Source organism: Variovorax paradoxus (genome assembly GCF_024734665.1).
Lineage (GTDB): Bacteria > Pseudomonadota > Gammaproteobacteria > Burkholderiales > Burkholderiaceae_C > Variovorax.
This window is the reverse complement of the sequence record NZ_CP102931.1, coordinates 4,163,142-4,177,060: the sequence shown is the minus strand read 5'-3', so window position 1 is coordinate 4,177,060 and position 13,919 is coordinate 4,163,142. Positions and strand designations below refer to the sequence as shown.

The 13,919-nt window shown below is 67.4% G+C and carries 15 protein-coding genes; 2 read left to right on the top strand and 13 right to left on the bottom strand.

What is annotated here, in order from left to right; translation table 11 throughout:
- Positions 1 to 6 precede the first annotated feature (6 nt).
- Together NWF24_RS19800 and NWF24_RS19795 are read right to left on the bottom strand one after the other, a co-directional pair.
- The gene (locus NWF24_RS19800) at positions 7 to 987 is read right to left on the bottom strand and encodes a tripartite tricarboxylate transporter substrate binding protein (RefSeq protein ID WP_258350006.1); all 981 of its coding nucleotides are present in this window, start codon (positions 985 to 987) and stop codon (positions 7 to 9) included.
- Positions 988 to 1,023: 36 nt separating this feature from the next.
- The gene (locus NWF24_RS19795; protein WP_258350005.1) at positions 1,024 to 1,896 is read right to left on the bottom strand and encodes an HpcH/HpaI aldolase/citrate lyase family protein; all 873 of its coding nucleotides are present in this window, start codon (positions 1,894 to 1,896) and stop codon (positions 1,024 to 1,026) included.
- Between the two features lie 75 nt (positions 1,897 to 1,971).
- Between NWF24_RS19795 and NWF24_RS19790 the strand changes: the two genes are divergently transcribed.
- The gene (locus tag NWF24_RS19790; protein WP_258350004.1) at positions 1,972 to 2,877 is read left to right on the top strand and encodes a LysR family transcriptional regulator; all 906 of its coding nucleotides are present in this window, start codon (positions 1,972 to 1,974) and stop codon (positions 2,875 to 2,877) included.
- Here the strand turns inward: NWF24_RS19790 and NWF24_RS19785 are convergent.
- Genes NWF24_RS19785 through NWF24_RS19750 form a run of 8 tightly spaced genes read right to left on the bottom strand, consistent with a single transcriptional unit; the run spans position 2,874 to position 10,394 of the window.
- Positions 2,874 to 3,563, bottom strand: a complete 690-nt coding sequence (locus NWF24_RS19785; protein ID WP_258350003.1) for a substrate-binding domain-containing protein — start codon at positions 3,561 to 3,563, stop codon at positions 2,874 to 2,876. The genes NWF24_RS19790 and NWF24_RS19785 overlap by 4 nt on opposite strands.
- A gap of 2 nt (positions 3,564 to 3,565) precedes the next feature.
- Positions 3,566 to 4,456 (bottom strand): DUF1932 domain-containing protein, encoded by an 891-nt coding sequence (locus tag NWF24_RS19780; protein ID WP_258350002.1) that lies wholly within the window; start codon positions 4,454 to 4,456, stop codon positions 3,566 to 3,568.
- Positions 4,457 to 4,473: 17 nt separating this feature from the next.
- The gene (locus tag NWF24_RS19775) at positions 4,474 to 5,313 is read right to left on the bottom strand and encodes a metal-dependent hydrolase (RefSeq protein WP_258350001.1); all 840 of its coding nucleotides are present in this window, start codon (positions 5,311 to 5,313) and stop codon (positions 4,474 to 4,476) included.
- A 23-nt stretch (positions 5,314 to 5,336) separates the two neighbouring features.
- Entirely contained in the window at positions 5,337 to 6,338 is a 1,002-nt protein-coding gene (locus NWF24_RS19770; RefSeq protein WP_258350000.1) for a Bug family tripartite tricarboxylate transporter substrate binding protein, read from the bottom strand.
- Positions 6,339 to 6,343: 5 nt separating this feature from the next.
- Entirely contained in the window at positions 6,344 to 7,324 is a 981-nt protein-coding gene (locus tag NWF24_RS19765; protein ID WP_258349999.1) for a Bug family tripartite tricarboxylate transporter substrate binding protein, read from the bottom strand.
- A 35-nt stretch (positions 7,325 to 7,359) separates the two neighbouring features.
- On the bottom strand, positions 7,360 to 8,646 hold the full coding sequence (locus NWF24_RS19760; protein WP_258349998.1) for a gallate dioxygenase: 1,287 nt from the start codon (positions 8,644 to 8,646) through the stop codon (positions 7,360 to 7,362).
- Between the two features lie 15 nt (positions 8,647 to 8,661).
- Entirely contained in the window at positions 8,662 to 9,363 is a 702-nt protein-coding gene (gene ligK / locus NWF24_RS19755; RefSeq protein WP_258349997.1) for a 4-carboxy-4-hydroxy-2-oxoadipate aldolase/oxaloacetate decarboxylase, read from the bottom strand.
- A gap of 2 nt (positions 9,364 to 9,365) precedes the next feature.
- Complete coding sequence (locus NWF24_RS19750; RefSeq protein ID WP_258349996.1) at positions 9,366 to 10,394, bottom strand: amidohydrolase family protein; 1,029 nt, start codon at positions 10,392 to 10,394, stop codon at positions 9,366 to 9,368.
- Between the two features lie 170 nt (positions 10,395 to 10,564).
- Between NWF24_RS19750 and NWF24_RS19745 the strand changes: the two genes are divergently transcribed.
- Entirely contained in the window at positions 10,565 to 11,857 is a 1,293-nt protein-coding gene (locus NWF24_RS19745) for a LysR substrate-binding domain-containing protein (protein ID WP_258349995.1), read from the top strand.
- Between the two features lie 18 nt (positions 11,858 to 11,875).
- On the opposite strand, the gene NWF24_RS19740 is transcribed toward NWF24_RS19745, so the two are convergent.
- From NWF24_RS19740 to NWF24_RS19730, 3 genes are read right to left on the bottom strand one after another with little or no spacing between them, the layout of a single operon-like run.
- Complete coding sequence (locus NWF24_RS19740) at positions 11,876 to 12,433, bottom strand: hypothetical protein (protein WP_258349994.1); 558 nt, start codon at positions 12,431 to 12,433, stop codon at positions 11,876 to 11,878.
- A 13-nt stretch (positions 12,434 to 12,446) separates the two neighbouring features.
- Complete coding sequence (locus NWF24_RS19735) at positions 12,447 to 13,214, bottom strand: DUF899 domain-containing protein (protein ID WP_258349993.1); 768 nt, start codon at positions 13,212 to 13,214, stop codon at positions 12,447 to 12,449.
- 1 nt (position 13,215) lies between these two features.
- Positions 13,216 to 13,905: a Vgb family protein gene (locus NWF24_RS19730; protein WP_258349992.1), complete on the bottom strand. Its 690-nt coding sequence runs from the start codon at positions 13,903 to 13,905 to the stop codon at positions 13,216 to 13,218.
- Between the last annotated feature and the right edge of the window lie 14 nt (positions 13,906 to 13,919).

Genomic DNA, 13,919 nt, shown 5'->3' with positions numbered 1-13,919 from the left:
CTTTCCTCAGTCGGCTGTGATGTTCTGTTGCTTGGCCAGCTTCTTCCAGCGCTCCACGTCGTCGGCGATCACGGTGCCGAACTGCGCCGACGTCAGCGGCGTGGCGATGGCGCCTTCGCGCAGGAAGTTGGCCGTGATCTCGGGCCTGGTCAGGATCTGGTTGACGGCCCCGTTGAGCTTTGCGACCACGTCGGGCGGCGTGCCTGCCGGTGCCAGCAGGCCCCACCAGAGTTCGAATTCGTAGCCGGGCACTGCAGTGGCCATCGGTGTGAGATCGGGTGCGACGGGGCTGGACTTCAGGCTCGTGATGCCCACCGCGCGCAGCTTGCCGGCACGCACCATCGGCAGCAGCGACGGGCCGCTTGAAATCAGCAGCTGCGTCTGGTTGCCGATCAGGTCGGTCACGGCCGGACCCATGCCCTTGTAGGGGATGTGCGCGATCTGCAGGTCGCCCACCTTGGCCTTGAGCAGCTCGGTGCCGAACTGGTTCACGCTGCCCGAGCCGGACGAGGCGTAGTTGTACTGGCCGGGCTTGGCTTTGATGGCGGCGATCAGCTCGGCCGGTGTCTTCGCGGGAAACTCGTTGTTGACCGCGACGATGAACGGGCCCTTGGCGAACATGGCCACGGGCGCGAGGCCCTTGACCGGATCGAAGGGCATCTTCGATTGCACGGCCGCATTGGTCGTCATGCTGGACGACACCGCCACCAGCGTGTAGCCGTCGGGGGTGGCGCGCGCCACCTGTGCCGTGCCGGTGTTGCCGCTCGCGCCGGGGCGGTTGTCGATGATCACGGGCTGCTTGAGCTGGTCGCCCAGTTCCTTGGCGACCTGTCGCGCGAAGGTGTCGTTGGAGCCGCCGGCCGGGTAGGGCACCACGATCGTGATGGCCTTGCTGGGGTAGGCGCCTTGGGCGAATGCCGCGCTGGTGAGCGCTGCCGCTGCAACAACAGCGAGCACGCGCGGGCGAAGGAAGGATGGGAAATGCATTGTCTTGTCTCCGTTTTTATTAATGGGAAGCTCAGTTCAGCCAGGCAGTAGCCCCAGGCTGCGCGCACTCTCGACGATGGCGCGTGCGCGAATCACAAAGGGGATGTCGATCATTTTTCCGTCCACCACATAGGCGCCAATGCCTTGGGCATCGGCCTCACGGGCCGCCTCGACCACCTTGCAGGCGTGCGCAATCTCTTCATCCGTGGGGCGGAACACCTCGTTGGCAATGGCGATCTGGCTCGGGTGGATGCAGGTCTTGCCCAGAAAGCCGAGGTCGCGCGCCAGCATGGCTTCGGCGCGGTAGCCCTCGGCATCGCGGATGTTCGCGAATGCGCCGTCGTAGGCATACACGCCCGCTTCGCCGGCTGCGATGCGCATCGCGAACATGGCCTGGCGAATCGCGGAAGGTTCGCGCCGGGCGATGCCCAGCGGCTCGAACAGGTCGCCCAGCCCCAGCTGCAGCCCCGCCACCCGCGGATGCGCCAGCGCGAGTTCCGCTGCCGTGCGTAAGGCAGTGGGTGTCTCGATGTTCAGCAGTAGGCCAATGGGCGCCTGCACGCCGTTAGAGCGTTCGGCGCGCTCGATGGCTTCTACCGCCGTGCGCACGTGCGCCGGGCTTTGCGGCTTCGGCAGGTTGATCAGGTGCACGCCGGCCTGCGCCACCGCCGCCACGTCGCGCTCGAAGTGCGGCGTGTCCATGGCGTTGACGCGAACGATCAGTGTCTTTTGCGAGGAGGTCGCATCGCCGCTGGCAAGCAGCAGCTGGCGCACGGTCTCGCGCGCCTCGTCCTTGCGCGGCTCGGACACCGCGTCTTCCAGGTCGAGGCAGATGGCGTCCGCCGCACTGGCCAGTGCCTTGGCGAACAGTTCAGGACGGGTGCCGGGAACGAAGAGTTTGCTTCTCATGCATGCAGTGTCCGCAGTTCATGAGAAGAGAAAAACAGCTGCTCCCTGCGATCAGATCGCAGAAAATCTATCTTCATGGAAACGGCCTACCTGCAAAGCTTTCTTCTGGTGGTGGAGTCGGGCTCGATGTCGGAGGCCGCACGCCGGCTCGACCTGACGCCCGGCGCGGTGGCGCAGCAGATCCGCGCGCTGGAGCGGGAGCTCAACGCGCCGCTGCTCGCGCGCGCCGGCCGCACGGTGCAGCCGACCGAGGCGGGACACCGGCTGGTGCAGCGGGCCCGCACGCTGCTGCGCGAGGTGAGCGACATCAAGGCGCTGGTGGGCAGCGAGGCAGCCGGCGGCGAGCTGGTCATCGGCACCATCAACACGGCCATCCACAGCCTGCTGCCGGACATCCTCGCGCGCTTCGTGAAGACGCATCCGGGCGTCAAGGTGTATCTGCAGTCGGGCAACACCGCCGCGCTCTACAAGGCCATGCAGCAGGGCGAACTCGATGCGGCCGTGTGCCTGTATCCACCGTTCGCGCTCGCGAAGACATTCGACTGGGCCCTGCTGCGCGAAGAACCGCTGGTGCTGCTCGCGCCGAGCCGCCTTGCGCGGCGCGATCCCCACGAGCTGCTGCGGACCTCACCGCTCATCCGCTACGACCGCAACCTCGGCGGCGGCAAGCAGGCCGACCGCTACCTTCGTTCGGCGGGCATCGTGCCGCAGGAGCGCTTCGAGCTCAGCTCATTGCTGGCAATCGCGATGATGGTCGACCGCGGCCTCGGCGTGTCGGTCGTGCCCGACATCGCTTCGCCGCTGCTCGATGGGCAGCGCATCGCGAAGATTCCGCTACCGCTGCCTTCGGAGACGCGGCGCTTCGGCGTCCTGTGGCAGCGGGCGTCGCCGCGGCTGAGGTTGATTCACGGCTTTGTCGAGAGCGCGGGGCTTGTCATTGCGGGCAAGGGCAATGGCTCTCGCAAGTCGGCGGCCCGTTAGGCAGGCTCCATGCCGTGCCGGCGCTTGGCTTCTGCGCTGTCATCCGAGGCCAGGTACGCGAGCAGCCCGCTTGCGGGATCTGGTTGCGAAGCGTACGAGCCCGGCGCCGCGCTGAACACCGTGGTGATCTGGATCGCCGGAGGCAACGGCCCCAGCAGCACGATGCCATCGACACCGATCAGCTCGCTCAGTTGCTGAAAGCCCAGCGCGGCTTCTCCCCGTGCGATCAACGAGCCAACCGGCACACCGGACGGTGCCTGTACCAATCGGCCCTTGATGATGTCGGCGATGCCCCAGCGCTCGAACAGCGCGGTCAGCGCAACTCCGCTGGGACCTGTCGAGTACGCAACGCTGGTCGCATCCAGCACGGCGCGCCGCACCGCTTCTTCGGTGGAGATGTCGATCCGTGCTGCATTGGCGGCAACGGCCACGGCAACGCCGGAACGCACCACGTCGGTCTTGCGCGATGCGTCCACCTTGCCGGCAGCCGCCAGCTTGTCGATGGCATCAGAGGCGAGAACCACCACGTCGAATGGCTCTCCTGCCGAGACGCGCTTTGCGGCATCCACACCGCCCACCGCCTCGAAGGAAACCGGCACGCCGCTCGAGCGCGTGTACGCCGCGGCCAGCTCCAGCAGCAGGCCCTTCGTGGCCATGGAGCAGATGCCCTTGATCGGTTCGGCCATAGTCACTTGCGGCCGATGAGGCGATCCGCGTAGGCCTGCCAGTCGCTTGCGGCATCCAGCCCCTCGAACAGGCCGTCGCGTGCCTGCGCGGCAACCCAATCCTGCTTGGCCGCGATGGCGGCCGTCATCAGGGGCTCGAAGCCGGCCTCGCGCACGGTCTGCGCTGCTTCGCGCATTTCTTCCGCGCGGCGCTTGCCGTGCTGCACGACGCGGCTGAAGAAGTAGGCGCCTTGCTTGTCCCAGTCGATCTGCGGAAAGGTTTCCTTCAGCGTCGGCAGCACATGCGCTTCAACGCCGTAGCGCCTGGCGGTGGTGTAGCTCTCGATGACCAGCGCCTCCAGCCCCTTGATCATGATGCTGCGGCTCATCTTGATCGCCGAGGCCACGCCGAGCCGGTCGCTCACGACGCGAACGTCCATGCCCCAGGCGGTCAGCGTTTCAGCCAGCGCCTCGGCCTGCGGGCCGCCCAGCAGCATCGGCACGCGGATGCCGTAGGGCGGCACCGAGGTCATGACGCCGGCCTCGACGTAGGCGACACCCATGGGCTCCAGCGCCGCCGCGGCGCGCTGCTTGGTGCCGGGCGATGCCGAGTTGAGGTCGAGAAAACGGCTGCCGTCGCGCGCGTGGCGCGCAGCTTCTTCGGCCACCGCCAGCGTGTTCGAGGCGGTAACGGCGGATATGAGCAGGTCGGCGCGGCTGCAAAGCTCCTGCAGGCCGCTCGCCACGTGCATCCCGTCGCTTTCCGCCGCGGCACGCGCTGCCGCGCCCGTCGTGGGATCGGCGAAGCGCTTGTCCCAGACCCAGACGGCATCCACGCAGCCTTGCCCGCGCAATCCGCGTCCGAAGATGCCGCCCACTTCGCCGTAGCCGATGAGGCCCAGTGTCGTTCCCATGATCGTGTGTGTCCTTGTCAGAAGATGGCCTTCTCGCCGGGCTTCAACGCCAGCACGCGCGTGCTTGTGCTGCCTAGCGCGCGGATGTATTCGTCGGGCGTGCCCTTGCCGAGCGGGTTGGCGCCATAGTGCATCGGAATCACCGCGCGCGGCTTGAGCCATTCGCGCGTGGCGTAGGCGGCGTCCACCGGGTCCATCGTGAAGTGGCCGCCGATCGGCATCAGCACGAGGTCGGGCTTGTAGTAGTCGGCGATGAACTTCATGTCGGCGAACAGGCCCGTGTCACCCATGTGGTAGATGCGGAAGCCGTTCTCCAGCTCGATGATGTAGCCCACGGGCTCGCCGCCGGGGTGCACTTCGTCCTTGCCGGTGGCCGGGTTCTTCCACACGATGACCGAGGAGTGCTCAGCGTGCACGGCAGTCACCTTGATGCCCGGCACCGGGTTGATCGTGCCGCTCTTGTTGAAGCGCGGCACAAGGTTGGGCGGCAGGATGCCGAGCACGCCCACCGTCTGGTTCATGTCGCCGGGCGCGTACATCGGCACCTGGTTGAGCAGCGCCAGCGCAGGCGCATCCGCGAAGTGGTCGAAGTGACCATGCGTGACCAGCAGCACGTCGACCTTGCCGAGGGCTTCGAGGTTCTTGTATTCAGCGGGCGTCAGCGGGTTCAGCTTGAGCCACGGGTCGGTCACGATCACCTTGCCGCCCGGCGTGGTGATTCGGAATGCCGACTGGCCGAGCCAGAGCACTTCGGTCTTGCCGCCGCTCTTGGGTTGTGACGGTTGCGGCGATTGCGCGCAGGCGGCGAGCAGTGCCGCGACGGCAAGGGCGAGCAGCAGACGGGCGAGCGATTTCATGACCGATGTGTTCCTGTACAGCTTCAATCGACGGTGATGTGAGCGCTCTTGATCACGCGGTCCCACCGTTTCATTTCGCTCGCGATCAGCTGGCCGAAGGCCTGCGGCGTCGTGGGCGTGGGCTCGGCACCCTCGGCTGCCAGCCGCGCATGAACGTCCGCCGTGTTGAGCGACTGGTTGATCTGGCGGTTGAGCATGGCGACGATGTCCGCGGGAGTCCCGGCCGGGGCAACCACGCCGTACCACTGGTCAGCCTCGAAGTCCTTGGTGCCGGGTACGCCGCTTTCCGCCACCGTCGGCACGTCGGGCAGCAGTGCGATGCGCTTCGGGCTCGACACCGCCAGCGCACGCAGCTTGCCGGACTTGATGTGCGGCAGCAGCGCAGGCGCGCCGGTGAAGAGCAACTGCAGCTGGCCCGCGAGCAGGTCGGTCACGGCCGGGGCCGTGCCCCTGTAAGGCACGTGCAGCAACGAGGCGCCCGTCTGCAGCTTCAGATATTCGGTCGCGATGTGCGCCGCACTGCCGTTGCCGCCGGAGCCAAAGGCCAGCTGGCCCGGCCGTGCCTTGGCCAGCGCGACCAGGTCGGCCAGCGTGCGCGCCGGAACGGAGGAATGCACCACCAGCACGTTCGGCACGCGCGCCACCCAGGCCACGGGCGCGAAGCTGCGCACAGGGTCGTAGTCGAGCTTGGGGTACAGCGACGGGTTGATGGCCAGCGTGCCGATGTGCCCCATGAGCAGCGTGTAGCCGTCGGCAGGCGACTTCGCCACCTTGTCGGCACCGATGGAACCACCGGCGCCGGGGAGGTTGTCGACCACCACGGGCTGGTGCCACGCGCGGCCCAGTTCGATGCCGATGGCCCGCCCGAGCACGTCGGTGGAGCCACCGGGCGGGAAGGGAATGACCATGCGAATCGGCTTGGACGGATAGGCCTGCTGCGCCATGGCGGCGCGGCTTGCCGGCAGCAGGGCGGCGGCTGCTGCCGCAAGGCAGGCGTGGCGACGGGTGATGCCTGTTGTGGTCATGGCGATCAATCAGGCTTGATGCCGGCTTCGCGGATCAGCTTGCCGTAGCGCGCCACGTCGGCCTTGAGCAGCTTGTCGAACTGCTCGGTCGGCCCCGGCAGCGGAACGCCGCCCGCCGCTGCGAGCTGGGCGCGCACTTCGGGCGAGTCGATGGCTTTCTGCACGGCGTCGTGCAGCTTGTCGACGATGGGCTTCGGCAGCCCGGCCGGCCCGACGAAGCCGTACCACACGCTGGCCTCGAACCCCGGGTAGCCCGACTCGGCGACGGTCGGCACGCCCGGCAGCACGGCGGAGCGTTCGGCGCTCATCACCGCCAGCACGCGCAGCTTGCCGGACTTGGCGAGCGGCAGTGCTTCGAGCGCATTGACCGCAACCACGTCCACATGGCCGCCGAGCACATCGGTGAGCGCCTGCGCGCCGCCCTTGTACGGCACATGCCGCAGTTGCAGGCCGGCGGTGTGCTGGAACAGTTCCATGGCCAGGTGCGGTGTCGAGCCATTGCCCGGCGTGGCGACGGTCACGCTGCCCGGCTTGGCCTTGGCCGCCGCGACCAGTTGGGGCAGCGTCTTGATGGCTGACTCTTCGCGCACCGTGAACACCACGGGCACCCGGCCGACCGAGGCCACCGGCGTCAGCTCGCGCTCCAGGTCGTAGGGCGCTGGCTGGAACAGCGAAGGATTCACGGCCAGCGCATTGGCGGCCAGCAGCAGGGTGTAGCCGTCGGGCGCGCTCGTGATGACGGATTTCACCGCGATGTTGGTGCCCGCGCCGGGCTTGTTCTCGACGATGACCGGCTGGCCGAGGATGGCCGACATCCGCAGGCCGACCGAGCGCGCAATCGCATCGACCGCGCCGCCAGCGCTGTAGCCCACGAGGATCTTCACGGGCTTCGACGGGAAGGCATCGGCCGCGCTGGCAATGCCGAAGTGGCCGAATGCGGCCAGTGCGGCCACGCCGAGGGCGAGGCGCCGGGAAAGGGGGGTCATTTGTGTTGTCTCCAGAATCAAAAATCAGGCGCGGCTCAGCGGCGGTCCCACGCCTGCGGCGCGGCGTCCTTGCCGGCCACTGAATAAAGGGCGCCGGGTGCATTGCGGGTCTGCTGGAACTCTTCCAGCGACTGGCCGCGCATCGCGGCATAGATGTGCAGGTTCGACACGCCCACCACCGCGCCCAGCTTTTCCAGCATGAAGAAGATCACGCCGTACTGGATCAGGCCGCGCCAGTCGCGGCGGCGCACCATGTCGCGTTCCTGGTCTGTCAGCGCGGCAGCGTCGAAGGCGACCTCTTCGTTGGCAAGAAAGGCCGCGCGGTGCGCCGGGCGCGTCATGCCGTGCAGGAACTTGTTGAGCCGGTAGGCGCGCACGCTGGTCTCGAGCGTGAACGGATAGGTGCCCTGCAGCGCTTCCACGCCCGCCAGTTCCTCATCGATGTGGCGGCGGTGCCGCTCGACTTCACCGGCGACGGGCGGGCTCGCCAGGTTCTCGTAGATGGCCGTGGCAATGCCCGTCATCGAGGGCAGGTAGTAGCTCTGGTGCGTCTTGCGCACGTTGGACGACAGGGCGCCGCGCATCACCAGCCACATGATGACTTCGGCGCCTTCCATGCCGCCGAGCGTCGCCAGTTCGGCCTGCGTCATCTCGGTGAGCCGCACGGGGTCGTTCTCGATCAGGTCGAGAAACTGCGCGTCCCAGGCGGTGTTGTTGAAGCCCGCGCGCTCGCCGTGCACCTGGTGCGAGAGCCCGCCGGTGGCGACGATCGCCACCTTCATGTCGTCCGGATAGCTCTCGATCGCGCGCCGCAGCGCCTGGCCAAGCTTGTAGCAGCGCCGCGCCGACGGCACCGGCGACTGCAACACGCCGACCTGAAGCGGCACCACCGGTATCGGCCATGCCGGCTCGTGCGGGCACAGCAGCGACATCGGCGAGAACACGCCGTGGTCCAGCGCCCGGTCCTGGAAGAAGGACATGTCGAACTCGTCGGCCACCAGCGAGCGGCCGATGTGTCGCGCCAGTGCCGGATGGCCCGCCAGAGCCGGCAGGTCGCGTGCACCGCCGCCTTCGTCAGCCACTTCGTGCCGCTCGCCCACGCCAAGGGAGAACGCCGAGTAGTGGTCGAAGAAGAACGAGCTGACGTGGTCGTTGTAGATGAAGAACAGCACGTCGGGCTTCTTGTCGGCCAGCCATTGCTGCACCGGCGCGAAGGCCTCGAAGATGGGCGCCCAGACCGGATCCTGCTGCTTGTTCTTGTCGAAGGCGAAGCCGATGGTGGGGGTGTGGGAACAGGCGACGGCGCCGATGATGCGAGCCACTGTGCGGTCCCTTGCTCAGTCCACGTAGCGCAGGCCGGCCTTGGCAAGCGGCTCGCGCATGGCGTACATGTCCAGCCCCAGCTCGCCGGCCGCGAAACGCGCGCGCTTGCCCGCTTCGTTGGCTTCGCGGGCTTCGGCGGCATCGGCCACGCGCGCGGCCAGCTGTGCGGGCACGACGACCACGCCGTCGATGTCGGCCACCACCACGTCGCCCGGCTGCACCAGCGCGCCGGCGCACACCACTGGCACGTTGACCGAACCCAGCGTGGCCTTGATCGTTCCCTTCGAGTGAATGGCGCGGCTGAACACCGGGAAGTCCATGGCGATGAGGTCGCGCACGTCGCGCACGCCGCCGTCGATCACCAGGCCCTTGCAGCCTCGCGCCTTGAACGAGGTCGCGAGCAGGTCGCCGAAGAAGCCGTCGGTGCTGTCGGCGGTGCAGGCGGCAATGACCACGTCGCCCGGCTGTATCTGCTCGGCCGCGACGTGCAGCATCCAGTTGTCACCGGGCTGCAGCAGCACCGTGACGGCGGTGCCGCACAGGCGCGCCTCGGGGTGGATGGGGCGGATGCGTGGCGCCATCAGGCCCAGGCGGCCCAATGCCTCGTGCACCGTGGAGACGCCGAAGCGCGACAGCTTCTCGACGGCGGCCGCATCGGCGCGCACCACGTTGCGGTGCACGACGCCGAGTTCCTGGAGGAGGGGAGTGGTCGACATGTTCAGAGTCCTTTTTGCTTGAGTGCGCGGTCCAGCCGCGGGTACACGCGGCGCGCGTTGCCTTCGTAGATCTGGTGGCGCGCTTTGTCGTCGAGCATGGGCGTGGCGTCGATGTAGCGGCGCGTGTCGTCGTAGAAGAAGCCGGTCTCGGGGTCGATGCCGCGCACCGCGCCGATCATTTCGCTCGCGAAGAGCACGTTGTCGACCGGGATCACGCGCGTGAGAAGGTCGATGCCCGGCTGGTGGTACACGCAGGTGTCGAAGAAGATGTTGTTCAGCAGGTGGTCTTTGAGCAACGGCTTCTTCATCTCCTGCGCCAGGCCGCGAAAGCGCCCCCAGTGATAGGGCACCGCACCGCCGCCGTGCGGAATGACGAAGCGCAGCGTCGGAAAGTCGGTGAACAGGTCCGAGGTGAGGCACTGCATGAAGGCCGTGGTGTCGGCGTTCAGGTAGTGCGCGCCGGTGGTGTGAAAGCAGGCGTTGCAGCTCGTGCTCACGTGCACCATCGCGGGAATGTCCAGCTCCACCATCTTTTCGTAGAGCGGATACCAGTGCCGGTCGGACAGCGGCGGGCTGGTCCAGTGGCCGCCCGAGGGGTCGGGGTTGAGGTTGATGCCCACGAAGCCGTATTCGTTCACGCAGCGTTCCAGCTCGGGAATGCAGCTGGCCGGATCGACGCCCGGCGACTGCGGCAGCATGGCCGCGCCGATGAAGTGATCGGGAAAGAGCTGGCTCACGCGATGGCACAGCTCGTTGCAGATGGCGGCCCAGGTGGACGAGACCTCGAAGTCGCCGATGTGATGCGCCATGAAGCTCGCGCGCGGGCTGAAGATGGTCAGGTCGCTGCCGCGTTCCTTCATCAGCCGCAGCTGGTTGCCCTCGATGGACTCGCGCAGCTCGTCGTCGCTGATCTTCAGCTCCGAGACCTTGGGTTTCGCCGACGGGTCCTGGATGCCGGCAATCTGCCGGTTGCGCCATGCCTCGAGGGCCTTGGGCGCGGTCGTGTAGTGGCCGTGACAGTCGATGATCATTCGCAACGCTCCGGAAGGTGTGCAGGGTGTGCTTCAAGCATGAAGAGAAGTCTGCGCGGCGGTTGCTTTGCATGGGGTGAGTTAGCGTTGCGCTGCCATCATTCTTTTTTATCGATAAAGGGTTTACCCTTAAGCGTGAAAATGCATGATCAAGAGGGACGTAACCGCCCGTGAACAAAAAAACCGAGCATCACAAAGTTATCGAGCATGCCGACAGCGTGGCGCTTGGCATCAACCTGCGCCACCTGCGCGCGTTCTCGGCTGTGGCGTCGGCCGGGAGCATTGCCGCGGCCGCCGAGGCGCTGTTCCGCGTGGCGTCGGCGGTGACGCGCTCGATCCTCGATCTGGAGGCTGCGCTCGGCAGGCCGCTGTTCGACCGGCGCTCGCGCGGCGTGGCGCTCAATGCATACGGCGAACTGGTGCTGGCGCGTGCCCTGCGCATCGAGCGCGAGTTCGAGGAGGCGCGCATGCAGCTGGTGGCACGCGGCGGAATCGACAGCACCGCCGACGTGCATTCGCTCTTCACCTCGATCCTGAACGGCCGGCGCCTCGCAGTGATCGCGAGCCTCGCGGAGAAGCGCAACATGCCTGCCGTCGCGCGCGAGTTCGGCATCACGCAGCCGGCCATCAGCAGCGCATTGAAAGACCTGGAAAGCGGGCTAGGCGTCACGCTCTTCAACCGGAATGCGCGCGGACTCACGGCGACCCCGGCGGGCGAGATCGTGGCCTTCTACTTCAAGCGCGTGCTGTCGGAGCTGCGGCACATCGGCCCTGACATCGCGGCCAGCGAAGGCACCTTGCAGGGCAGTGTGAACGTCGGTGCGCTGCCGCTCGGGCGCACACAGATCCTGCCGCTGGCGATTGCCTCATTGCTCGCGCGGCATCCGGGCCTGCACGTCACTACGGTCGAGAGTCCGTACGACGCGCTGGCCGCGTCGCTGCGCAGCGGCGACATCGACTTCATCCTCGGCGCGCTGCGCAGCGCGGGCGAAGTGAAGGACCTGCAGCAGGAGCCGCTGTTCGAAGACCGCATCTCGGTGATTGCGCGCGCCGGCCATCCGCTCGCACGGGCGAAACGCATCGACTTCAGGATGCTGCGCGAGGCGAGCTGGACGCTCTCCCGGCACGGCTCGCCATCGCGCGAGCTGCTGGAGCGCTTCTTCTCGGATGCGCGGCAGGCGCCGCCGCTGCCTGCGGTCGAGACAGGCGACCTTGCCGTGCTGCGCGGCCTGCTGCTGGAAAGCGACATGCTGACCGCGATCTCGGCGCACCAGCTGCGCTACGAGATTCGCGACGGCAGTCTGGTGGTGCTGGACTTTCCGCTCGAGGAAACACGGCGCGAGATCGGTTTGACGCAGCGGCTTGGGGCGTTTCCTTCACCGGGCGCGCGGGCCTTGATGGACGAGATCCGCAAGGTGGTGGCCGGGTCGCCCGATTTCCGTGTGCCGAAAGGGCGGCAGTGATGCGGCCGGGCATCGCCTTCAGTGCGGCGCCGCAGGCGACTTCCGCCTGAAGTCGAAGCCGCGGCACACGCCGGTGGCGATCACGCCGGTAACGCCGAGCATCGCCGCAGTGTGAACGCCGACGGCCGCGAGCGCCAGCATCAGCGAGCCCGATGCGGTGATCTCGCGGGCTGCCGGCGCATCGCCCATGCACAGCGGAATCAGCGCCGGCACCAGCATCAGCCCCGCGCCGTGTGCGGTGGATATCATGAAGGACCAGAGCGCCAGCCCGGCATGCCCGGCGGTCCGCCCTGAACTGCGACCCCACAGGTGGTACGCCACGACGGCCACAAGCAGCCCACCTGCCACAACCTGCAGCGCCACCCGATCCATCGACAGTCCCAGCGCCACAGCAGCGGCAACCAGTGCGACCGATGCAGCATGCCCGACCGCGATCGGCACCAGGGCCCGCAGCGCCTGCGACCGGTCGCGCGAGCGCACGCCCCAGGCGGCTGCGAAGGCCCAGCCGGTGGCGGGGTTCAGCCCATGAAGGGCGCCGACCCCCGCGACCGCCAGCCAGGGCCAGAGGCTCGTCATGATGCTTCGCGCTTCAGCCGTGTGCCGAGCAGCACGAATCGCCCGCCGTCTTTGCCTGCGGCTCGTAGCGGTCGTGGTGGCGCACCCATTCCATCTTGTAGGGCACCTCGCGCTCGTCGCGGCCCTTCGGCGTGAGGTCCATCATGTAGTAGGCGCCCATCATCACTTCCACGCCGCGACCGAAGGTCGAGTAGGTGTGGAAGATGTCGCCCGCGTCGTCCTTGTAGAACACGCTGACACCTGGCGCCTCTTCCTGGGGAAAGGGCTGCACGGCGTAGTTGTAGTAGACCTTGCCGGTGGCCTGCTCCTCGGGTGTGAAGCTGACGTGGAAGTCGTGGTTGAAGTCGCTGCCGTTCGCCGACACCCACTTGAACTGCCAGCCCATGCGCTCGCGAAAGCGCGCAATTTCGGCCAACGGTGCGCGCGAGACGGCCACCATCGTGATGTCTCGATGCGCCAGGTGCACGTTCATGCCGTCGGTGTGGTCGGCCATGAAAGAGCAGCTCTGGCAGCCTTGCTCCCACCCCGGGCCGAGCATGAAGTGCTGCACCATCAGCTGGCGACGGCCCTCGAACAGCTCGGCGAGCGTGCGCTTGCCTTCGGGCGTGTCGAAGACGTAGTTCTTCTCGACACGTTCCCACGGTAGCGCGCGGCGCTCGCGGGCAATCTGGTCGTGCAGGTGCATCAGCTCCTTCTCTCGCGTCAGCAGTGCCTTGCGCTCGGCGAGCCATTGGTCGCTGGACACGACGGGGTGGTTTGCTGCGTGATTGGTTTCGGTCATGTCAATGCTCCGTTGAGTTGCGGGGACGGCGCACGGCGCGGACCTTGCCGCTCTTGCCGCCGCCGGCATAGAAAAGATCGGCCCCGTCGGACTCGAGCCCGCTGACGCCAGTGCCGTGCGGCATTTCCAGCCGCTCGATCACGGCGCCGCTTTGCGGGTCGATGCGGCGGATGTCGCTTTCTTCAGCCTCCCAGGTGCCGTGCCAGAGCTCGCCGTCGACCCAGGTCACGCCGGTGACGAAGCGGTTCGACTCGATGGTGCGCACGACGGCGCCGGTCTCGGGGTTGATCTGGTGGATCTTGCGGTCGCGGTGCTGTCCCACCCACAGGCTGCCTTCGGCCCAGGTGAGGCCCGAGTCGTTGCCGTGGCCGGGCGAGGGAATCGACGCCAGCACCTTGCCCGTGGCCGGGTCGATCTTGTCGATGCGCGACTCGGCGATCTGGTAGAGGTATTTGCCGTCGAAGGCGGTGCCGGCATCGCAGGCGGTGTCCAGCGTGCGCGTGATCTCGCCGCTGGCGGGGTCGAAGGCGACCAGCCTGGCGCCGGTGGCGGCCCAGACGCGCTGGCCGTCATAGGTCACGCCTGCCACCTGGGTGGCGTCGGCGAAAGGGCCGTACTCGCGCACGATCTCGGCTGCCCGCACGGTGGGCTGGGGTCTGCCCTTGCTTGTCTTGTTGTTGCTGCTGCTCATCGTTGGCTCCTTGT

Excerpts from the sequence above, each read along its gene's own strand:
- NWF24_RS19740 (WP_258349994.1), bottom strand. The coding sequence starts at position 12,433 with ATGACGAGCCTCTGGCCCTGGCTGGCGGTCGCGGGGGTCGGCGCCCTT.
- NWF24_RS19800 (WP_258350006.1), bottom strand. The coding sequence starts at position 987 with ATGCATTTCCCATCCTTCCTTCGCCCGCGCGTGCTCGCTGTTGTTGCA.
- NWF24_RS19780 (WP_258350002.1), bottom strand. The coding sequence starts at position 4,456 with ATGGGAACGACACTGGGCCTCATCGGCTACGGCGAAGTGGGCGGCATC.
- NWF24_RS19785 (WP_258350003.1), bottom strand. The coding sequence starts at position 3,563 with ATGGCCGAACCGATCAAGGGCATCTGCTCCATGGCCACGAAGGGCCTG.
- NWF24_RS19765 (WP_258349999.1), bottom strand. The coding sequence starts at position 7,324 with ATGACCCCCCTTTCCCGGCGCCTCGCCCTCGGCGTGGCCGCACTGGCC.
- NWF24_RS19730 (WP_258349992.1), bottom strand. The coding sequence starts at position 13,905 with ATGAGCAGCAGCAACAACAAGACAAGCAAGGGCAGACCCCAGCCCACC.
- NWF24_RS19795 (WP_258350005.1), bottom strand. The coding sequence starts at position 1,896 with ATGAGAAGCAAACTCTTCGTTCCCGGCACCCGTCCTGAACTGTTCGCC.
- NWF24_RS19750 (WP_258349996.1), bottom strand. The coding sequence starts at position 10,394 with ATGATCATCGACTGTCACGGCCACTACACGACCGCGCCCAAGGCCCTC.
- NWF24_RS19770 (WP_258350000.1), bottom strand. The coding sequence starts at position 6,338 with ATGACCACAACAGGCATCACCCGTCGCCACGCCTGCCTTGCGGCAGCA.
- NWF24_RS19775 (WP_258350001.1), bottom strand. The coding sequence starts at position 5,313 with ATGAAATCGCTCGCCCGTCTGCTGCTCGCCCTTGCCGTCGCGGCACTG.
- NWF24_RS19790 (WP_258350004.1), top strand. The coding sequence starts at position 1,972 with ATGGAAACGGCCTACCTGCAAAGCTTTCTTCTGGTGGTGGAGTCGGGC.
- ligK (WP_258349997.1), bottom strand. The coding sequence starts at position 9,363 with ATGTCGACCACTCCCCTCCTCCAGGAACTCGGCGTCGTGCACCGCAAC.
- NWF24_RS19735 (WP_258349993.1), bottom strand. The coding sequence starts at position 13,214 with ATGACCGAAACCAATCACGCAGCAAACCACCCCGTCGTGTCCAGCGAC.